Origin of the sequence: Mucilaginibacter sp. UYP27 (genome assembly GCF_040547175.1) — a bacterium.
Classification (GTDB): domain Bacteria; phylum Bacteroidota; class Bacteroidia; order Sphingobacteriales; family Sphingobacteriaceae; genus Mucilaginibacter.
The window spans coordinates 1,091,853-1,114,697 of sequence record NZ_JBEPPE010000001.1 but is presented as its reverse complement, the minus strand read 5'-3'; the positions used below and the strand labels follow the sequence as shown (position 1 = coordinate 1,114,697).

Here is a 22,845-nt window from a genome sequence, read left to right as displayed (position 1 = left end):
ATGTTTAGTTTATTTATTATTAAACTTTTATTTGTCTATTTGGTTCTCCAAAACAACCTATTATAAATGGATATTACATTTCACGGTGCTGCCCGTAACGTAACCGGCAGCAAACACTTATTGCGCTTACAGGACGGTACAGGTATACTTTTAGATTGCGGCATGTTCCAGGGACTTGGCGAGCAAACCGAAGATATGAACGAGCATTTTGGCTTTAACCCCAAAAGGGTAGACCACCTGATACTCTCGCACGCGCACATCGATCATTGCGGGTTGATACCCCGTTTGGTCAAAGAAGGTTTTGAAGGGCCTATATATTGCACGGCTGCTACTATGGACCTGGCGAGGATCCTGCTAATGGATTCGGCCAAGATCCAGATGCAGGATGTAGAGTACAGCAACAAGCAGCGAAAAAAGAATAACCAGCACATGCTGGAGGCGTTATATACCGAAGAAGATGCTGTTGCCGCATTAAGCCATTTTAAGATAGTTGACTACCACGAGGAATACCACATTAATGAGAACCTTAAATTTAAATTTACCGATGCAGGCCACGTTTTAGGCAGTGCCGCAGTACACATCGCCGCTACCGAGAACGAAAAAAAAACATATATAACCTTTAGTGGCGATGTTGGCCGCTACGGCGATCTGCTTTTAAAAAACCCACAAACTTTCCCGCAGGCCGATTACATTTTACTGGAATCTACCTATGGAGACAGCCTGCATAAAGATATCGGCCCTATCGAGGATGCTTTATTAAAGATCATCAAACATACCTGTATCGAGAAAAAAGGGAAGGTAATTATCCCTGCGTTTAGCGTTGGCCGCACGCAAGAACTTTTATATGCGCTTAATGCTTTGGAATTGAAGGGTGAATTACCCGATGTACTTTATTATGTAGATAGCCCGCTATCAGAAAAAGCTACCCAAATATTAAAGGATCACCCCGAGGTATATAATAATGATGTTAAAGAAGTGATGAAAGTTGATGCCGACCCATTTGGGTTTAAGGGTCTGAAATTTATCCAGTCTACCGAGGCATCTATTGCTCTTAATGATGATGTAAGGCCTTGCGTTATTATTTCCTCATCCGGTATGGCGGAAGCCGGGCGCGTGAAACACCACATCAAGAATAACATCAGCAACCAAAAAAACACCATATTAATGGTAGGCTACGCCGAGCCAAACTCATTGGGCGGAAAACTTGCCCGCGGCGAAAAAGAGGTACATATTTTTGGCGAACAATACCAGGTGAACGCCGAAGTGCAATCCATCAAAAGCATGAGCGCACACGGCGATTATGAGGACCTGCTTCATTTCTTATCCTGCCAGGACCCCAAGCTGGTTAAAAAACTGTTCCTGGTGCATGGTGAATATGAGGTACAACAGCACTTTGCCGAAAAGCTAAAAGAGAAAGGGTTTGATGATATCCAGATTCCTTACCAGCACGAAAAGGTGGTTTTGGATTAATTTGAATACTACTTATAAAAAAGAGCCTGCTAAAGCAGGCTCTTTTTTAGTTTGGATCAATTAGTTAATGCGGTGCACGGTTAAATTATCATAGTAGATATAATCTGTTGTGTTGGCTGTCCAGTAGGTTTGGCTGCCACCACGGAATGTATGGAACGTTAGCTGGTCTATCATCCTTTTAGAATCGTTGGTTGTCCAGCGGATATCCTGGTCGAGTAACACCGTGCCATTTATCACGATCTGTACGTGGCCATCGGTATTTGAGCCTGTGTTGCTTTTAATATAAAGGTGCACGTGGTACCATTGCCCTTTAACCAACGCACCGCTTGTTGGGTAGGTTTTGCCAAAAGTATCCCCAAAATTATTCCCTGACGACGGCCCGCCGTTCATATCCTTATAATACAAGTATGGCTGAAAGTAAACGCGGTTGGGGTTAGAATCGGGCGAGTACCACATCAGGCGCAAGGTGCCGCCATTGCCATCCCAAGCAGCATCGCCGCCGGTGTTGTGCTCGCCTATCCCAAAGCCAAAGCCCACTTTACCACCCCTGCTCCAGTTAAACTGGCTATGGAACTTTACGTCGTAATCCATCTCATACGCCGAGCCTGACTGCAGCACGCTATTGGCAACAAGCCCACCTGCACCCGATAGCTGACCAGGGAGCAAAGTAACCCGGCTGCCTACGCCATCTTTGCCGTTGGTAGTGAAAGCACGGCTATCGTTCCAGCCGGTAATGTTACCAAAATCGGTGGTGGCCTGGCCGCTGGTGTACGTTGCCCCGTTGGTGCGGTTATTCCAGTTGATGTTTAAATTGCCGTTAACGGCATCCACCTTTGTTGTTCTGCCAATGGCGGATGCCTCGTGTGCGGCGGTTACAGGGGTTTTTTGTTTAGTACCCGCTTCTTTTTGGCAGGATGAAAGCATTAAACCTGTTAAGGCAAAAATCGCCCCTGTTTTTAGGATCTGGTTTTTCATAATTATGATTTTTAAATTGGTTTCACATTTACACCGATACCACAATTAATTGCATAGCAAAGCCATTGTCCTTCTTTTTAAGAAAACCCACATAATTTAAAGATCACTTACCAGCTTATGGTAGTGTAGGAAACAATTGGTTAAACTGCAAAGCAACAGGTATCGCTTAAATCAAATCTATTTAATTAAAGGATAATTAAATTAAACCAGGGCGGATTTATTCACGAAATCGTATTCGTAAAATTGGCAGGTCAGGGCTTTAGTGACTTCGACATTCTCCAAAAAAACAAGAGCCACGCATTTCTGCAAGGCTTTTAAAGGGCATTATTATTTAAATTACAATCTAAAATCATGTGAAAAATACGGATACAAACCCTCGGTTGAGTGGCCTGCCAGCACTTGCAATACTATTAAGGATGCCGAGGCAAAATACCCCCCGCCGCCTGTACCGCTATGCCATTGATTTGAAGTGTCGTTATCAACCCAAACCTGCCTACATTATAAAATCCGGTTACGCCAAGTTCACCGGGTAAGATATACCCACTAATATCTGCCAGTTTAACACGAGCCTGGAAATTATTAAAGGCAATATGCTTGCCTGCAAACCTATACTGTAAGTAACCCAATAGATTACCTTGCTCACCTAAAAACAACAACTGGTAAAAAGCTGGTTTACCTAAACTAACTTACCGCCAATACGGTCATAAATAACTACCGAGCCGCTGCGGGTGAGCTTTTGATACCATGTAACCTCCGGTTTTAATAGCGCGTATGAATCCGAGAACTGTTTAGCCCACCAGCCATTATAAAATACGTTTTACAATGTGAGCAAATAAAAAGGGGGCAACTATATAGTTTGCCCCCTTTAATTAACTGATCAAAAAAGCATTAAAATTTATCAAAGAATAATTTAGTTTCTACCTCGTCGCCGCCAATTTTTGATGACGCGTCGTTATAATTCACAGTATTAACATTCTGCTCGCTAACCGGGTAAGTAAAGCGTGTTGGGAAACCGCTAACAGGGTTTGCAGGTGCCGCTAAAACAGGATAATCCAATCTCCTGTTCTCTATCCATGCGTCCCATCCCCTATTGTATAGGGCAAGCCATTTTTGGTAACCTATTTTTTGTTTGTAGGTTCCCGTAGCGGTAGCGTAAGCCACATTGGGCAACGCTGTGTAAGCTGTAGCATTTACCGCGCTACCACCCCAATAAATTATAGAAGCGGTTATAGCTTTAGTATAATGGTCAGCAGCAGTACCGGGTACACTGTAACCACGCTCAACAGCTTCGGCAAGGTTAAATTCTGTTTCAGAATAATCCAATAATAAGCCCGGGAAGTCTGGTGCAGTTAATTTGGTACTTGGTTTAGAGAATGCGTCGTAACTATTTTTGGTGCCTGGTCTACCACCCGAATATCCACCCGACGCATCTGTAGTGAAGTACAGGGCACGCCTTGGGTCTCCTGATGTGGTTAATTGATCTATAAACGTTTTTGAAGCTATAAAATCAAGCCTACCGCTTTGTACCAGATCTACCCAAACCGGGTTGGTATTTGGTGGGTTAAGCGCAAATTTAAAATTAGCGTTATCGTCGTTGCTGGTAAATACACCTGCCGCCACGGCCGATTCTACAACAGCTTTGGCTTTGCCGTTGTTTACATCGGCCAAAGTGATACCCATTTTTAGTTTAAAAGTATTTGCAAATAACTTCCATTTACCCACGTCGCCGCCGTAGATCTGGTCGGCATTATCCAGGCTCTGAGCTGTGGTTATGTTGGCGAGATCAGCATCTAAACGGGTAAGCAATGCTGTATAAACGGTTAAAGCGTCATCAAACTTAGGGAACTTGTTATCAATATTAAGTGCTTCGGTATAAGGGATATTGCCAAATGTAGTTACCAGGTAATAGTAGGTATATACCTGCATTATATCCGCAATAGCGATATCTGTTTTAATGGCATCTGCCGATAATGTAATTGACTTTGCAAAATTTGCCTTTGACTGCTCAAAAGGTTCTAATACATCCCGGTAATAAGCATTCCATATGCCATCAGGTATCTTGTTATCCTTAATGTTATAGTTGCTTTCGGTAATATAAGTAGTTTCCTGCCATTGTTGTTCTATAAGCCTGAATATATTTAAATACACATTCGACGATGATAGCGTACTGGCTAAAGTATTTTGAGCTTGTGTAAACAATGCCGTAGCCGGTACCGACGACGGTTGCTTCGGATTATTGTTAAGGCTGGTTATATCTTTGGTGCAGGCCCCCAGAAAAAGCAAGGGTAACACTGCTGTAATTATTTTTTTCATTGAGGTAAGCATTAGAAAGTGAATTTAGCATTTAGTGAAACCGTCCTTACTGTTGGGTAAGCACCAGATTGATAACCCTGCAGGTTACCCGAGCTTAGGCTTTCCTCCGGATCTGCATAAGGCAGGTTTTTGTGAATGATCCATAAGTTGCGGCCTATTAAAGATAGGTCGATACCTTTTACAGGCCCCAGTTTAGAAACAAAACTTTGCGGGAAGCTATAAGAGATAAGAGCTTGCCTTAATTTCACGTAACCGGCATCATAAACAAATGCTGCATTAGGGTTAGTTTCGTAACCGTACAAGCCCGAACCGGTGTTTTCTACACGCACTTTATTTGGCTGGCCGTTGGCATCAACGCCCTTAACAATAACACCACCACCTTGTGCAATTGGCAGGCGCGATGGATTGCCCAAATCGTTTAAACCCGCAGTTTCGGGATATAAACCGGTATCAAATCCGTAGTAAGTATCAAGCGAGAACACGCTACCACCTTTACGAATATCGATCAGGAAGCTAAATGTTAAATTTTTGTACCTGAAGGTGTTGTTGATACCACCTATCCATTTAGCGTTGCTGTTGCCAATAACATTATTTGCCGTGCTGGTTTGTAAGTAATAACCATCATCGCCAACAACCCTTTGGCCATCTTTATAAATAAAGTCGGTACCACGTATGGTTCCCAAAGGCTGGTTTAAACTGGCGTTGATTGTTACACCACCCTGGAAAGAGCCCAGTTGCAGGTTTTGTGCCTGCTGGCCTGTTGCATCTGTAAACAGTTCTAAAACCTTACTGTTGTTTTTAGTAAAGTTCAGGTCGATTTTCCATGAGAAATCTTTACTCCTTATCGGCGATCCGTTCAGCGTTAACTCGATGCCTTTGTTTTGAACCGTGCCCGAGTTAAGGTAAGCCGCGCTATATCCGGTAGCCGATGATATAGTAACCGGTATGAACTACTTGTACGCTCCGGTTTTAGGGTTGGGTTATTTTTGGTTGAATTAACAACGGCCTGCGGCGCACCATTTATAGGTGTGCCTATAGTATAAGTATCAATGGTGCTATATATTGGAGCATCATTACCTACCTCGGCATAGTTAGCTCTTAACTTACCATATGATAGCCAATTGTAGTCTTTTAACAACTCAGAAAATACAAAGCCTGCTGATATGGCCGGATAGTAATAGGCATTGTTACCTTTTGGCAGTGTTGAAGCAACATCACGTCGCAAAGTACCATCAAGCGTATATGTATTTTTCCAGGTTATAGTAGCACCTGCATATAAGCCGTTCACTTCTCTGCGCTGGTCGGCTTCTATAGGCGCATCTGGTGTGTTTACCGAGTTTGATAAAGCATAAGTACCCGGCACTATCAAGCCGCCGTTGGTTATGGCAAAAATATCCTGATAACGCTGTTTCCTGATATTTGTACCAAGCACACCTTTCAGGTTAAAATCGCCAACAGTTTTATTCGCGCTGGCTATTAAGTCAAAGTCGGTTTCGTTCCAACCTGTGTTACGCCTCGAATAACCTGAAACGCCGGTTGTACCAACAGCACGCCTTTCTTCCTGTAGCTGGTTCCAGTTATCTACCGTAACCCTACCCAAAATATTTAACCAGCTTGTAGCTTTATAGTTTAACGATACATTGCCAAAATAGCGGTTGCGGCTGTCCGTTTCAAAATTTTGATAACGGCCAAAGTATGGGTTATCCCAGTAAATGGCAGTTGGGTTATCAAAGTTGCTTAGGTTCCAGGTAGCGTTACCGTTTTCGCCTTGTGCGAGGCTATTGTAATACGCGTTTTTCAATTGTTTAATATCGGTATTAACCTGCCACCACTGCCTAAAGTTACCTACAACGTTTTCAGATTGGTAACCTGTTCCGTAACGGCCCAAGCCATCGGTACGGGTATAATCGATAGAAGCTGCGGCAGTTAATTTATTGGTGATATTGTATGATCCCGAAAAGTTGATAGCATTTTTAAGGATGTTACTGTTTGGAAGGATGCCCGTATCATTATTACGGGTATAACCTAATTTGAATGAGCCATTATCGCTACCATTGGTAATAAATAAACTTTGGCTGTTTGATATAGGTTTTTCAAAAAAAGTACTTGGATCATTAGCTGCAGCTACCCAGGGGGTTGCCTGGCCGTAGGTAGACAACCCTTTGTAAAAAGCGTTCCATTGGTAAACTTTTAAGTTTGGGTCAAAAGCAGCACCATATGATGCATCTTCGGTTAATGGGGTAACCAAATCTGGCTTGCCATCGCCGTTTACATCCCTGTACCAGAAGTACCCGGTTGGGTCTTCGTAACCCGGCCCGTAGCCACCGCCATATTCTTTTTGATATTTAGTAAAGGTTGATTTATCAATAGCCCCTACACCTACACCTGTATTAAAAACAATGCCTAAACCCTTTTTAGCTTTTTTAGTAGTAATAAGAATTACCCCGTTAGAACCCTGTGAACCATATAGCGCGCTTGCAGCCGCACCCTTTAGTACTGTAATGGATTCGATATTGTCGGGGTTGATATCCTGTATTGGGCTACCGTAATCATACCCGCCACGGCCGCTTCTTTGATCTGCAGAGTTAATAGTGGAGCCGGAAGGTGCGCCATTATTAAAAGGTACACCATCTACTACAAATAATGCCTGGTTTGAATTAGCTATAGATTTTGCACCACGTATAACAACGTTTGTTGAAGAGCCCAACCCATTATTTTGTCTAATCTCAAGCCCGGATACTTTACCTGACAAACCTTCGACAAAATTTGAAGAACGGGTTTTGCTAACTTCTTCGCCCGACACCTGCTGGGCCGCGTAGGCCTGTTGGTTACGTGTACGGGTTAAACCAAGTGCACCTGTTACCACAACCTCGCCAAGTTGCCTTGCCGATGGTACAAGCAATACATTCAGCACAGGGCCTGTTACTGTTAACTCTTGTGGTGTATAACCAAGAAAACTAAATGTTAAAATGGCGCCGTTTGGTACCGATAGTGAGAATTTACCACTGGCATCGGTTTGTGTACCTGTAGAAGTACCCTTAACACCGACGCTTGCGCCTATAACGGCCAATCCGTCATCTTTGCCAGTAACCTTTCCGGTTACCGCAATGTTTTGTGCCTGCAAAAGTGATATACCATATCACATTAAGCAAAGCGTTGTGAGGAGAAATTTTTTCATAAATAGAGTGTTTGTTTTTACAATTAGAATTTCGGCATATGTACGTGTTATTTAAAAGTTAAATTTAGAATAATTTTTATGGAATTTTTAACCAAAGCAATACTTTATTTAAAGTTTATCAACAAAAATAAACTTTGGATAGGTAATTTTAAGTCGAAAGCAATAATATTGTTACAGAGCAGCATTGCCCAATTACACTATTTATTAAAGAGAGAGATAGGTGAGACAGCAAAGCCTCACACAGATCCAACATAATATCTATCGAGTAGCGAAGACCAAAGTAGATCCACGAAATACGACATGTAAACTAAAAAAGCCTTACATTTCTGTAAGGCTTTTGTTAAGTGGGCGTTAACAGGCAGTCGGTTCACAATCTTTTCCGGCTGATTAAACTAACCTTGCTTTTAACGGATGAGTTCAGCGATATCATCCAGATATAAACTGAGGAGTGCTCGAAGCTTTTTACTCTGATCAATGATAGCTATGCTAAAGCGCGGTATGACGAGAATTTTTTGGTTGAAGAAGAAATGGTTAAAGCTGCTTTAGAAAAAGTGCGGTTATTGATGGCTAAAGCGAAGCTTGTCTTTAAAGGCAACGATAAAATATAATTGTAAAGAATGCTTTGTAGTGAATGAATTAAGAAACTCCCAGGCACCTCCAGCAGAGTTGGGGTCAGGTTTGGTATTGTTTACTGAACCTGACCTTTCTTATTATTTGAAGTCAGCATTTGCGGCTTGCATTAATGGCATATTAAATGCGTTTCGCTACCCTTTTGTAGAGCGCCAAACAAAATAGAAGTCCCAAAAAAGCTAACCCACATCCTATATATTCCGGGGATGTATAGCCAAAGCCCGCCGCTATGGGAAGACCACCCAGATAAGCCCCCAACGCGTTACCAAAATTTGAAGTAGCCTGAAGAACAGATGAAGCCAGCATTTCGGCCCCTTTTGCTACTTGCATGATAAGGATTTGCATAGGTGCTATCACAGCGAAGCCAACGGCCCCTGTTATAAAGGTCATGGCAACAATGGGTAACTGATAACGGGCGATCAATGCAAAGGCAGTTAAGCTGAGCATCATAGTAAGTAATAAAACGCCAGTAGTAACTAATGGCGAATAACGGTCGGCCAGGCGCCCGCCAATAAAGTTACCTGCGGCCATACCCAGGCCAATGATGACCATGATCACCGTAACCATACTGCCGCTAAACTCGGCAACGTGGGTCATAACAGGCGCAATGTAGCTGACCCAGGCGAAAAAACCACCCGTTCCAATGGCCGAGATTCCTATAACCATCCATAAATCCGCTTTTCCAAAAATGCTAAGGCTGTCTTTAAAACTTGTTGCCCCTGTCGGTTTAAGGGGCGGAAGCCATAACCGAATGCAGAATATGGCGATCAAAGCAAATAGCGCAACCAGGCCAAAGGAAAATCGCCAGCTAAAGTCATGCCCTATATACGTTCCCAGTGGGACACCGATAATATTAGCAACAGTAAGTCCGGCAAACATCACCGATACGGATCTTGCCTCCCGTCCAGGCTCCGCCAGCCTGCTCGCTACTACTGCGCCCATGCCGAAAAAAGCGCCATGCGGCAACCCGGCCAGGAAACGTGCAGTCAGCAATAAACCATACGTGGGTGCGATAGCAAAGAGCCCGTTAAATACAAACACCATCATCATCAGCCCAATCAATACTTTTTTTGGTGGAAAATTTCCTGCCAAACCAACCATCAACGGCGCACCTATCACTACGCCTAAGGCGTATATTGATATCAGGTGTCCTGCTTCTGGAATAGAGACATTCAGCGTTCTGGAAACATCAGGAAGCACGCCCATCATTAAAAATTCGGTCATGCCTATGCTCAGTCCGCCAATCAGCAGCGAAACCAAACTTAGTTTAACAAGCGGGCTTTTGTCTTTATTATTCACCATTTATATTACACTATTCAATCTCCGGCTGCAAAGAAACATGGAATACAGTTATAGTGCAATAACTCATCCAATTATATGTAAATTTTGCAACTTTTCACCCTAATCAACCAAGCTTCGACCAGACGTGTAACGGGGAGCACTTATCCCACAATAATTTTAAGATAAAGGGGCAGGCATTGGGTAACCAGTTCAAATGGGCTGAACTCATCAAAAAGGCAGACTATGGGCAAGAAAGAGACCTCGAGACTATTAGCTGCACAAACAGCCGGACAAGAGAAACCTATGGAGCACTTACAGGCATGGGATTGATATAAGTGACGACATCGATGATGAAGCCATTCATAGCAGGAACAGGCAAAGAAAAAACCAGGCAAGAGCGAATACGAGATAGCCGATCGCTTCAGCAGCCGGCTGCTTTCACAAAATTAGCATCGCAAGAAAACAGTAAAGGGTATATAAATCCAATGATAGGATCGGAGCCCTTGACAGTTTCCCTGCTTGCTGCTCCGGTTTTTTTTAAGCCCTGCAATGCCTTGGTGTGTTTTTACCTGTCGTGATTTGTGGGGAAGGTTCAATCATTCCCCTGTCACACAAAGTCAATTCCGAATTTGACTACCTCCGTTAGCTAATATACGAAGGCGATTTGATGTCTAAAAGTTATTGTCGAAGTTTGAGCTGTTATAACCGCTACGCAGCTTGTACAATTCTTACTTGATCTTTTCCGCAATTTAACAATACGTTAATACTGATAATCTACCTTTATACAAAGATTTATTGCCTTATATTATCAGATAGGCAACCGGAGCCCGCCTTGTTTTTTTTAATATTTATTTTGCAACAGGCTTATTATTTAATCAAAGTCCGGAAGTTGAATTTAATTCGCATTAACTATGTCACCAAGAAAAATCCTATACCTATGCGCCATATTCTTTACATATAGCAGGTTAGTACAAGCCCAAGATCTTGCTACGGTTGAAAGTAAAAGAGTAAGACTTCCAAACGGATGGTCATTAACACCAGTCGGCAAAAGCTTGCCGCTTGGAGATTTGCCTTTAAATATTGCGGTAAGCAAGAGTCACCGTTACGCTGCGGTTACAAACAATGGGCAAAGTGTTCAGACCATTCAGCTATTGGATGCCAAAACCGACCGGGAACTAGATAAGGTATTGATAAGTAAGGCTTGGGGAGGCTTGGTCTTCAGCACAGACGATCAATCGCTATACGCCTCCGGTGGCGATAATAACTGGATTATCCGGTATGCTATTACCAATGATAAGCTGGTGGCAGCCGATACCATTAAGCTTGGCGACGCCTGGAGTAAAAAGTCTAATTCGACATCTATTTCCCCTACAGGCCTGGCGCTTGACGATAAGCGGGGAATTCTATACGTAGTTACTAAGCTTAATAACAGCCTTTACGTTGTGGACCTTAAAACGAAAACCATCCGGCAGCAGATCAAACTACGTAGCGATGCTTATAGCTGTCTGTTGTCGCCCGATCTGTCAAAACTGTATATCAGTCTTTGGGGCGACGATAAAGTAGCCATATTCGATACGAAGGTAAACAAGTTGCTTAACGCTGTAGCTGTAGGCGATAATCCTAACGACTTATGTATCTCTCGTAATGGAAAGTATCTATTTGTGGCTAATGGCAATGATAACACAGTATCGGTAATTGACGCACAAAAAGTGAAAGTACTCGAAACGCTTAATACAGCTGTGTCTCCTACACCGCTTAGCGGAACAACCAGTAACTCAGTAGCTTTAAGCAAAGACGATAAAACTTTATATATTGCCAACGCCGATAATAATTGTCTGGCTGTGTTTGATGTATCAAAACCAGGATCCAGTAAGTCACTTGGGTTTGTACCAACGGGCTGGTTTCCAAGTGTCGTGCGAGTTATAGATAATAAACTGTATATCGCCAACGCTAAGGGCTTTTCGTCCCTTCCTAATCCGCACGGACCTAATCCGGCGGCTAAAAATCAAACTGTTTTGTCGCATGCCGGAGATCCTTTTCAGCCGTTGCGGACTGAATATATTGGCGGCGGGTTATTAATGGGCACACTAACCATCATTCCCGCACCAAGCGAAAAGGCACTGTCAGTATATTCACAAGCCGTAGTTCACAACACACCGTACCATCGGGAGCAGGAAACGGATGCTTATGGGGAAGCAGGTAACCCTATCCCAGTTAAAGTGGGCGCTGAATCACCAATTAAATATGTCTTCTATATTATTCAGGAAAACCGAACCTATGATCAGGTGCTTTCCGATATGCCCAAGGGCAATGGAGATACCAGCCTGCTGCTATTCGGTAAGCGCATTACACCTAACCATCATGCACTTGCAGAAAACTTTGTGTTGCTGGACAATTTTTATGTAGATGGTGAGGTTAGTGCCGATGGGCATAACTGGAGCCTTGGAGCATACGCAACCGACTACATGGAAAAGAACTGGCCCACCAGTTACGGCAATCGTGGGCCGGGGGCCATCGGCCTGACTGCCAAAAACAAGCTATACATTTGGGATCAGGCTAATCGTTCCAATATATCATTTCGCACTTACGGCGAATTTATCAACGCGGACAATACACCTCAAATACCTGTATTAAAAGATCATTTTGCTAAGGCGTATCCTACCCGGGACCTGCGTGACCCGGATACACTGCGATACCAAGCATGGGAGCATGATTTTGACTCATTAATGCGCAGTAATGCTCTACCCAGGCTAAGCACCTTGCGCATGCTATCTGACCATACTGAAGGCACCACTGCCGGCAGGCCTACACCTTTTGCTCATGTTGCTGATAATGACCTGGCTGTTGGCCGCGTGGTAGAACATATCGCCAAAAGCCCGATATGGGAAAACAGCGTGATCTTTATTGTTGAAGATGATGCACAAAATGGGCCAGACCACGTAGATGCCCATCGTTCGCCTGCCTATATTGCTGGCGGCTTTGTAAAGCGCAATTTTGTCGATCATACGATGTACTCTACTTCATCTGTGCTTCGTACTATTGAACTGATACTTGGTTTGCCGCCTATGACCCAGTATGACGCATCAGCTACAGCTATGTGGCGTTGTTTTAGTAAAACACCAAATAGCGCAACGTTTAAAAGCCTGCCATCTAATATCAACCTTAATGAACTAAACCCTAAAGGCACGAAATTAGCGGCTATGGCTAAAGGTCTTGACTTCTCTGCAGTTGACCGTGTACCTGACGAAATCATGAACACGATGATATGGAAAGCGATCAAAGGAGAAAATGCAACTGTTCCTTCACCTGTACGCGCAGCCTTTGTAAAGGCCATCACGAAAGCGGATGACGACGATTAATGAAAACATGGCATTATTCTTCCCAAGAGCTTAACCCCCTCCAAAGTGGTTAGCCTTTGTCCCGCCTCTTGTATATTTATGACAAGTAGCCAGCTTATTCGCTTAAGGCTTTATCTGGTGGTATTATTGAACAATGGTAGTATATCGCGGTGGAGTTTTTACTAAATATTAACGATAAAACAACGCTGCAAAAATAACGGAGGATCCGCCGTTGGGGATAGCCGGAATGATAGATCTTGAATTGATCCTGTTGGCAGTTTTCATTATTTATCAAGATCGGATTTAATATAAAGTTACAGAAACCTTAACTCGCAGGTTACATTTAAAGGCGTACTTGCACACCATTAATTACCGATGAAGCATATTTTTTTTTCAATATTTTTTCTGATAATTGCCATTGCAGGCTTTACCCAAAACATTGCACCAAGCCGTAATTACAAACTAATTACAGGTGGTGATTGGGTTAAAGCCAAAAACTATTATCTTCTTACATTATTAGAGCAGGATGACGAAACCGCTGCGCTTTTAAAAACCGACGCTATTTTATCTAAAATCACCAGAGAAAAGGTTGCCAACCTGCAAACATCACTTGCTAATTGTAAAGATGCATCGTGCCTGCCTCTTGTATTTAAATTTACAGATGAAGAAATACAAATTGTAAGCAACCGGCTTAGTGCGCTTTATAAAACCGGCAACGCACTTGATCGGCTTGTGAAAACCCAAATAATGCCATCCGGTACTTATTATTTATATAACGATTTAACGCCTGTGGAACTATTGGTAAAGGCCTGGCAGCAGGATGCCGCCGCCATAAATTATACCATAGCCGTATATGCCGAAGGTAAAAAGCCAAATTATGCCGCAATTGATTCCATTAGTTTTAACGTAAAAGCTAAAGCATACTATATATTGATGTATGATTGCAGCACAGTAGTACTACAGGATGTTAAAACCGCCCGCCTGTTTTTTGAACCTGCGCTGCAGGCAGCGTTAACTTATTTAGAGGTGAATGAACGCCGTGACGCTGCCAATTTTGAACCCATGACCACGACAGTTAATCAAATGGCTTATAACCGGGTGAAACTGATTGAGTGGGATAAATATCCGTATTCGCACATATTGGTACCAGGTGCCGGACCTGACAATTTAACCTCGCCCCTAAGTGGCGAGGGAATGCTGCGCTGCCGTTTAGCTGCAACGCAATACCGTTTAGGAAGGGCGCCTTTTATTGTAGTTTCCGGCGGAAGTGTACACCCGTTTAAAACCAAATATAACGAAGCTCAGGAAATGAAGACGTACTTAATAAAAGCGCTGCATATTCCGGATAATGCTATCATTATTGACCCACATGCGCGGCATACCACAACCAACATTCGTAATGATGCCCGGTTGATATTCAGATATGGTATTCCCTTTAACAAACCCGGTTATATTGTTACGGATAACTACCAAGCCGATTTTATAATGACCATGGCTGACAGATGCCAAAAAGAACTAGGTTACGTGCCTTACAAACTGGGCAAGCGCATATCAGAAACCGAATTGGAGTTTTACCCCAATATTGAATCGTTGCAAATAGATGCAGATGAACCACTTGACCCATAGCACTTATGATGAATAAATATATCGTGTGTGTCACTCTGGTTGCCTTAGCTACAGTTGCTTTTGTAAGTGATAAATATGCTACTAAACTCAATCGTGCCATAACTATTGATTCGTTAGGTGCCTGCCAGGGGGTATCTTACCAAAAAGGCCGCATCTTTTTATATGGCGACCGCGAAGTTGGGATAATACGCGAATATAAGATGGTTCATGATAGCCTGACATATCAGCGTAAAGAAGTGAAACTTACACAAAGCGGGCAGGATGTAATAAACCACCCCACAGGGATTGCTTACAATGGCAGCAGCCCTGTTTTTATAGGTAATTCTATCCGGCTGAACACCGAAGGCACTAAGTGGCGGGCTGTTATTTACTGTGTGGACTGGAGCGGCTTGTTAAAAACCGGTACGCTTGATGGCAACCTGATTAATACCATTGAGGACGATGCCTGCATACAAGGCACCCGCCCCGAATATGTAAAGTATAACAAGAAATGGTACGTAGCCACAGCCGATTATGGCGACCATGGCAATGAAGTGCGTTTACTTGACCCTGAAAAATTAAAAAATGCCTCAAAAACAAGCAATGCAGGTGTTGTTTACAAAAAGTTTACATGTAGCCCATGGGTACAAAACCTGCACTGGATAGCCGATAAAGGTGTATTAGTGCTTGTGCAAAACAAAATAGAAGGCCGCCAGTGGCGCTTTACTTACATTGATTTAAAAAAGTCGATAGAAGCTGGCAAACAGGTTATTATAAGCCAGGCCGACAATATAGACCGGGGCGATGAATTGGAAGGTTTTGCGTTTACTGGTAACAAGGGCATAGGTGTAGCGGTCACCTCATCACGGAAGAACAATGTGAATTTCGTATCTATCGTCAATTAACCTTTGGGCACAATGGTTAATACAATCTTAATTTTTAAGTAGCATTGGCTTAAGATAGCACGTGTAGTTTTGTTGCGGGAATCTTATCAATAACACCTCCTTGTTGTCATTATTTTAATGATAGGTATGGATTGTTGTGAAGTCCCAATATGGTTACCCCTAATCTCAGTGCCTATGTAATTACGCTCAACTCATTCAATGGCAACAATTTAAACCGGTAGCTGCGCTAACAATACACCGGCGAAACAATCGTTAGTCCGTCCACCAAAGGGATATAATTTTTAGTGTCATTTCTCTCACAATCAATTTTTTAAATATGAATAAAAGGATTACTCATGATCTTTTAGGCAGGTTTTTGTTAAAACCGGTTTTACTTTTAATGATCATGGTGCAGGCGCTTAATGTAAGCGCTGCAAATACTTATAAAAGGATAATACACCAGGCGGTACAGGTTAACGGTACCGTAACAGACGAAAATAATTTGATCTTGCCAGGCGTATCAGTACGGGTAAAAAACACCACCCAAGGCGTAACCACTGATGCTAATGGTAAATACATCATTTCAGCAGAACAAGGTTCGACATTAGTATTCTCTTTTATTGGTTACTTATCGCAAGAGGTACCTGTAACGTCGGCCGTTACTATCAATATAAAGCTTATGCCACAGGCCAATATGCTTCACGAGGTTGTAGCTATTGGTTACCAAACCATTCGCAAAAGTGATGTTACCGGTTCAATCTCCAGCGTTAAAGCCAGCGATCTGAACTTGTCTGCACCAAACTTAGGGCAGGCGCTGGTGGGCAAGGTGTCAGGTGTGCAAATCTCCCAAACAGGCGGCGCGCCATATACCAGCCCCAAAATTAGGGTTAGGGGTGTAGTATCGTTTAACGCCAGTTCAGATCCTTTGTATGTTATTGACGGTTTTCCGGCAGGTAACGATATTTATATTAACCCGGATGATATAGAAAGTATAGATATCTTAAAAGATGCTGCTTCTGCCGCTATTTACGGTTCGCGCGCCTCTGGCGGTGTGGTATTAATCACCACCAAAAAAGGCAAAGAGGGTAAAGGCAAGTTCGAGTATAGTGTTCAAACCGGTATTGACCAGCTTGCCCATAAGGTAAAACTGCTTAATGCAGATCAGGCCGCTTTATTGGTTATTGATGGTCGTAACAACGCCTATCACGACCTTTGGGTTAACACCGGCCATACCTGGACCGATGCCATGTATTCTGATAACAATGCTACCCGCGTAAGTAACGTAGGTAATACAGGCAGCGTAAGTATCCCGGATGGTTTATATGATTTTACTTCGCAAAGCCCGGTTAAGCAAACGGTAAACACCGATTGGCAGGATGAACTGTATCGCAATGCGATTTTCCAAAAGCACAACCTATCATTTTCAGGTGCATCAAACGGTATCCGTTACTTTGTAAGCGGTGCATACCAAAAACAAGATGGAATTATTATCGGTACAGGCCAAAACCGGGTAAACTTCCGTACTAATGTTGATGGTGATGTAAGCAAGAGGATCCATATTGGTGCAAATATATCTTACACTCAAAATAATAACAGGGAAACCCAGGAAGGCCGTTTTGACCACAGCCCTATTCTTGGCGCGCTTATTTACATGCCTTACCTGCCTGCTTATAATGCCGACGGCTCTTATCAAACAAATGTTGAGGCGGCCGGTTCAACGCAATATGGCTACCAGGGTATTGAAAACCCGCTTGCACTTGCCGATCGTATAAAAATTACAAGGAAAGGGTATCGTAGCCAGTACTTTGCCAATGCAACTTACAATATATTGCCAGGCTTTAATTTTAAGACCAACCTGGGTACACAAACCTACACCGAAAAGTATGATTATTACTATCCAACTACATTAAGTAGTGGTGCATTCGCTCCGGGATCACAACAATCGATACTCGCTGCCAATGCAATAGCATCAAACCTTACTACGCTTGACAGGCTTGCCGAATTCACCTTAAATTATAACAAACAGTTTGGTAAACACCATTTTGATGCCCTGGCCGGCTACACTGCACAACGTGTTACCAGCGATTATATAAGTGTAAAGGCAAACGGTTTTCAAAATGATAATATTCCGGAGATATCAAACAAAGGTGCGCTGGCGGCTAACTTTAGCTTAAATTCGGCAAACAAGAGTGCTTATACCTTGCTGTCTTATCTTAGCCGCGCTAACTATAATTATGCAGGTAAATATTATTTAACTGCGTCGTTCCGTGCCGATGGTTCATCCCGTTTTGGCCCGGCAAATAAATACGGGTATTTCCCATCAGTAGCAGCTGGCTGGGGTTTATCTGAAGAAGACTTCTATCACAACTTCCTTGGCGATCAGTCTACCGTTAAACTGCGTGCAAGCTGGGGTAAAAGCGGCAACTTCAACATCCCTAACTATGCTATACAGCAAACACTGGGAACGCCATCCGGTGCTGTGTTAAACGGCGGGACGGCAACAGCAACCTTCCCGGGTGGTATTAAAGATAACGCGCTAAGCTGGGAAACCACTTCACAATATAATTTAGGTGCTGATATCGGTTTGTTTAAAGGCCGCCTATCTATCATCGCAAACTATTACTTAAGTTACTCTTATAACTTATTGTATAACCAGCCAATTTCTGCAATATCCGGCAGTACAACTATTTTAACCAACCTGCGTGATTCAAAGATCCGCAACACCGGTTTTGATTTACAGTTAGATGGGAAAATCATCAGCAATAAAGATTTTACTTTTGGTGCGAGCGGTAACATTTCATTGAACCGTAACAAGGTTGTAAAGCTGCCTGCTAAAAACACGCTTATTATTAACGGTGCAGAGCGTTCATACCTTACCAGCATTACTACCGAAGGGCAGCCTATTGGTATGTTTTACGGTTTAAAAGTTGGTGGTATAATTACTGCTGACAATCTGGGTAAAACAGCGCCTTCGGCTTCACAAACAAACCCCGCCAAAATAGGCGATCTGTGGTTTGTAGATACAAATAAGGACGGTGTGGTAAACGATGCTGATAAATCCATCATTGGTACGCCATATGCAAAGTTTACTTACGGCTTTGCAATCAACAGTACCTATCATCATTTGGATGCCAGCGCATCTTTTAATGGTTCATATGGTAACCAGATTCTTGATGGCCAAGATTATTACTTGTATAACTTGGAAGGGTCAGGTAACCAATATGCTGATGTAGCTAATCGTTATAGAAACGCTGCTGAACCGGGTAATGGTACTGTTTACCGTGCATCACGTGCAGGTACACAAAGTAACAGCACACGTTTATCAACCTTTTACCTGCAAAACGGCTCTTATCTACGTTGTACCAACATCACTTTGGGTTACAGCCTGCCTGGTATTTTACAAAGTACTTTGGGTATAAGTAAAGCGCGCATATATGCAAGTGTTGTAAACGCATTTACGATAACCAAATACAAAGGCTATAACCCGGATGTTGATTATAACTACTCCGGCGCTGCAACAAACAGCACCCAGCCGGCCAACCTTGCTCCGGGTATAGATTATGGCGCTTATCCGCTGGTTAGGTCTTTCAACTTAGGAGTTAATGTTACTTTTTAATTATCATTTTATAAAAAGAATAAAAATGAAAAAGAAATTCATAGCTATTACTTGTTTAGCCGCATTGATAGCCGTAAGTCCGTCTTGTAAGAAAGACTTCTTAAATGAAAGCGACCCGAATGCTATAACGGTTGACGCCAGTTATAAATCACCTAATGATGTATTGTTAGCAGTAAATGGTATCTATCAATCCCTACGCAGCGGCAATAACGTTGGCGAAAGCAGCGATTTATGGACCGATCAGCGTTCGGATGATACAGGTACGCAGGATAACCAGTCAAACTCAGGTGAACCTTTCCAATTCGGTAATTTTTCCATACTGCCAAGTAACACTTATCTAAAAAGCCACTGGGTATCCTTATATACAACAGTTACCCGTGCCAATGTGGTATTATCACATATTGATAAGGTTACCTTCCCGGATAACAACGTGAAACTGCAATATGCAGCCGAAGCAAAATTTTTACGCGCATTTACCTATTTTGAATTGGTGCGTTTATGGGGCGATGTTCCGCTGGTAATTAAAGAATTATCTTCTGCCAACGTTGCTGCAGCAACTTTCCGCGAGAAACAGGCAGTTGTTTACCAGCAAATTGTTACCGATTTAACAGATGCGGTTAACAGCCCCTTACCGAATCTGCAAGCCCCAACCGGACGCACATCGAAGGCTGCTGCTAACTTTTTGTTAGGCCAGGTATACCTTACTATGGCGACTACCTTAGATGCGGCCAACCGTAACGCCAATTTAAAAAACGCAAAAACGGCGTTGATGGCGGCATACAATATGCGTGCTTTTGGCGACCTGAGCACGATCCCATATACGGATGTATTTGATGTATCCAAGAAAACAAGCTGTCCCGAGCTAATTTTTCAGATTGCCAATATACAGGGCGATCTGAACTTCAGCTCATCAATTGCGGCTAACTTCCAGGCTAAAGGCGAAACTGTCAACTCACAAAAAGTATCATCGGGCGCTGGTTATAACGTTACCCATGATTTGATCAACGACTACGAAACCGGCGATCCTCGTATGGCGTTTTCTGTCAAATTCGCTAATGATCCTATTGTAAAGGATTGGTTTGTTACCAAGTTCAGGGACATGAGTAACGGTGCCGGTATTAACGGTTACGGCGGCAACGACTGGATCTTAATGCGCTACGCAGATGTTATTCTTTCGTTAGCCGAAGTAAACAACTATCTTGGTGACCCGGCTACCGCAATTAGCTTTTTAGATCAGGTGCGTAAGCGTGCAGGTATGCCTTCTTACGCCGTATCAATGGCTAACAGTGATTATGCAACAAAATATCCGTCACTTAAGCTGGCCATTTTGCATGAGCGCCGGGTCGAATTAGCCTTTGAGCACCACCGCTGGTTTGATTTGTTGCGTACCTTTACTACAGAAGAATTAGTGTCCTATTTCCACGCCAAAAAACAAACCGATTTTGGCTTGGCCCAGGCGGCAAACTTTACTACTAAAGACAGGTATTATCCAATCCCTTTTGATGAGTACAAACTCGATCCTGTGAAAATGTATCAAAACCCGGGCTATTAATCCCGGCAATAAATAAAAGGAGGGGCTAGGGTTCCTCCTTTTTAATTTAACTTAAACCACTTTTCATAAATTAGAATGAAACTTCATCAAATTATTACCAGTATAGGCTTTGTATTGAGCACTGTCAATATAGCTGCTTCACAAAGCAAAGTATTAGTAACTGCACATCGCGGCGACTGGCGCAACGAACCGGAAAATTCATTACGGGCATTTAAATCTGCCGCGGCAATGGGGGTGGATATTGTGGAATTAGACCTTAAAAAAACCAAAGATGGCGTAATTGTAATTATGCATGATGGCACCATTGATCGAACCACCAATGGTAAAGGCAAACCTGCCGATTATACATTCGACGAGATCAGGAAATTTGGATTAAAAAATGGGATAGGCCGGGTAACCGGTAACGTGATCCCTACTTTAAAAGAAGTGATGCTGGCCCTTAAAGGAACGGGCGTTAAAGTAAACCTGGACAAAAGTTACGATTATTACGAAGAGGCTTTTACCCTGCTCAAAGAAACCGGTACGCTTAAACAAGCTATTTTTAAGGCCGAGGTTACTTATGATCAGTTAAAGCAAAGATATCCAAAGCTGATAGACAGTATTATTTACATGCCGGTGGTAAATATTGACAGGCCCGAGGCTAAACAAATTATTGTTGATTATCTTAATAACATGAAGCCCTATGCTTTCGAGCTAAACTTCACAAAAGACACATCGGCCATATTAACGAACAATAAGTTTATTACTAAAACAGGTGCAAGGGTATGGCTTAACTCACTTTGGGCTTCGCTAGATGCAGGGCACGATGATGATACGGCTGTTGAGCAGGACAATAAAAAAGACAGTTGGGATTGGCTTATAGTACATGGTGCAACCATTATTCAAACGGATAGGCCGCAAGAAATGTTAAAATATCTTAGAAAGAGGGAAGTGCATAAATAACTGAAAATCGGCTTCGATATTACACTTCCTTCAATAAAGCCTATACAAAACTTTATTAGCAGTTTCTGCTCTGCTACCCAACACGGACAAAACTGCAAATGAGACATAACAAAATCTTTCAATAAAGATTTAAGTGATAATTATCGGCTTGTATATTTTGCAGGCGCATCAACTTATAATGGGCAAGTTACAAACTGTAGTGTAACATACTATTTTCAGTAGAAGTACCTTGATAATCTCATCTATTTTGCTATATTTTATATAATTAATCAAATCATTAACCGGTTGGTTGCTTGCAAAATTGCAAGCGATTTGCAAACACATTGGTAGGACGAAAAAGTTAGGGGCAACAAAAAACCCCTTAGAAGTTATCTAAGAGGCTTTTGTTAAGTGGGAGTTACTGGGTTCGAACCAGTGACCCTCTGCTTGTAAGGCAGATGCTCTGAACCAGCTGAGCTAAACTCCCTTCGTTTTGGGATTGCAAATATAGGAATTACAGGCAATTCGTCAAAAAAATATTTTAAATTATTTACAATTGTTAGATATACAGCAATTTGCATTTTATTACATGGCAATATTACGGCTACCTCTGGGGTCTTCGGGTAAAATTTCCATCTCCGGGTACTCAACATAATCGGCGTACCATTGTATCGCGCCCACAACGTCAAGAGCATCATCGGCAGTAATATTAATGGTTTCGAACGCGTAAAGTTTATCGTTGGCATATCCAAATAATTGTATCTCGCTTTCGCTGGGGGTAAAACGATCTTCGGTGAGGCAATACACACGGATCTTTAAACCAGTATCACGCGAGTGTATCACATCCCTGCAAGGGTTGTTAGGGTCGGTAGCCAATAAATACACATTGTGATCCATACTACTTTTAACATTGATACTTATAATAAGTTTCCAATATTTTATTAAAGGGATGTTAATGCAAAACTGTAGAAACAAGAGATAAAGCTTTGGGGAATATAATTTCTACACTGTGAGAAGCCAATTCCACAACAGACTTTCGGCACAAATTAAAAAGCCTTGTTTTTAAGCAAATAAGGCACTTT

General features: G+C 42.6%; 13 protein-coding genes and 1 tRNA gene. 7 read left to right on the top strand and 7 right to left on the bottom strand.

Annotated features, from left to right (window positions below; genetic code table 11):
- The first annotated feature begins 66 nt into the window (after positions 1-66).
- Positions 67-1,470, top strand: a complete 1,404-nt coding sequence (locus tag ABIB39_RS04880) for an MBL fold metallo-hydrolase RNA specificity domain-containing protein (protein WP_354427791.1) — start codon at positions 67-69, stop codon at positions 1,468-1,470.
- Positions 1,471-1,530: 60 nt separating this feature from the next.
- Here ABIB39_RS04880 and ABIB39_RS04875 read toward each other — a convergent pair whose 3' ends face one another.
- From ABIB39_RS04875 to ABIB39_RS04855, 5 genes are all read right to left on the bottom strand, one after another.
- Entirely contained in the window at positions 1,531-2,445 is a 915-nt protein-coding gene (locus ABIB39_RS04875; protein WP_354427789.1) for a polysaccharide lyase, read from the bottom strand.
- A gap of 888 nt (positions 2,446-3,333) precedes the next feature.
- Positions 3,334-4,758 carry a SusD/RagB family nutrient-binding outer membrane lipoprotein gene (locus ABIB39_RS04870; protein WP_354427787.1) on the bottom strand — a complete coding sequence of 475 codons (1,425 nt, stop codon included), beginning with the start codon at positions 4,756-4,758 and terminating at the stop codon, positions 3,334-3,336.
- Between the two features lie 11 nt (positions 4,759-4,769).
- A complete protein-coding gene (locus tag ABIB39_RS04865; protein ID WP_354427785.1) occupies positions 4,770-5,441 on the bottom strand; it encodes a hypothetical protein in 672 nt (223 codons plus the stop codon).
- Positions 5,442-5,620: 179 nt separating this feature from the next.
- Complete coding sequence (locus tag ABIB39_RS04860) at positions 5,621-7,882, bottom strand: SusC/RagA family TonB-linked outer membrane protein (protein WP_354427783.1); 2,262 nt, start codon at positions 7,880-7,882, stop codon at positions 5,621-5,623.
- Between the two features lie 804 nt (positions 7,883-8,686).
- The gene (locus ABIB39_RS04855) at positions 8,687-9,868 is read right to left on the bottom strand and encodes an MFS transporter (RefSeq protein WP_354427782.1); all 1,182 of its coding nucleotides are present in this window, start codon (positions 9,866-9,868) and stop codon (positions 8,687-8,689) included.
- A gap of 890 nt (positions 9,869-10,758) precedes the next feature.
- Between ABIB39_RS04855 and ABIB39_RS04850 the strand changes: the two genes are divergently transcribed.
- The 6 genes from ABIB39_RS04850 (at position 10,759) to ABIB39_RS04825 (ending at position 21,784) form a co-directional block, all read left to right on the top strand.
- A complete protein-coding gene (locus ABIB39_RS04850; RefSeq protein WP_354427780.1) occupies positions 10,759-13,206 on the top strand; it encodes a bifunctional YncE family protein/alkaline phosphatase family protein in 2,448 nt (815 codons plus the stop codon).
- A 354-nt stretch (positions 13,207-13,560) separates the two neighbouring features.
- Positions 13,561-14,811 carry a YdcF family protein gene (locus tag ABIB39_RS04845; protein WP_354427778.1) on the top strand — a complete coding sequence of 417 codons (1,251 nt, stop codon included), beginning with the start codon at positions 13,561-13,563 and terminating at the stop codon, positions 14,809-14,811.
- A gap of 5 nt (positions 14,812-14,816) precedes the next feature.
- On the top strand, positions 14,817-15,695 hold the full coding sequence (locus ABIB39_RS04840) for a hypothetical protein (protein ID WP_354427776.1): 879 nt from the start codon (positions 14,817-14,819) through the stop codon (positions 15,693-15,695).
- A gap of 316 nt (positions 15,696-16,011) precedes the next feature.
- Positions 16,012-19,290, top strand: coding sequence for a SusC/RagA family TonB-linked outer membrane protein (locus ABIB39_RS04835; RefSeq protein ID WP_354427774.1), 3,279 nt, complete (start codon positions 16,012-16,014; stop codon positions 19,288-19,290).
- A gap of 25 nt (positions 19,291-19,315) precedes the next feature.
- Positions 19,316-20,842, top strand: a complete 1,527-nt coding sequence (locus ABIB39_RS04830) for a RagB/SusD family nutrient uptake outer membrane protein (protein ID WP_354427773.1) — start codon at positions 19,316-19,318, stop codon at positions 20,840-20,842.
- Positions 20,843-20,917: 75 nt separating this feature from the next.
- Positions 20,918-21,784, top strand: coding sequence for a glycerophosphodiester phosphodiesterase family protein (locus ABIB39_RS04825; protein ID WP_354427771.1), 867 nt, complete (start codon positions 20,918-20,920; stop codon positions 21,782-21,784).
- Between the two features lie 391 nt (positions 21,785-22,175).
- Here ABIB39_RS04825 and ABIB39_RS04820 read toward each other — a convergent pair.
- Together ABIB39_RS04820 and ABIB39_RS04815 are read right to left on the bottom strand one after the other, a co-directional pair.
- Positions 22,176-22,250, bottom strand: a tRNA-Val gene (locus tag ABIB39_RS04820).
- A gap of 98 nt (positions 22,251-22,348) precedes the next feature.
- Entirely contained in the window at positions 22,349-22,660 is a 312-nt protein-coding gene (locus tag ABIB39_RS04815) for a hypothetical protein (RefSeq protein WP_354427770.1), read from the bottom strand.
- Positions 22,661-22,845 lie beyond the last annotated feature (185 nt).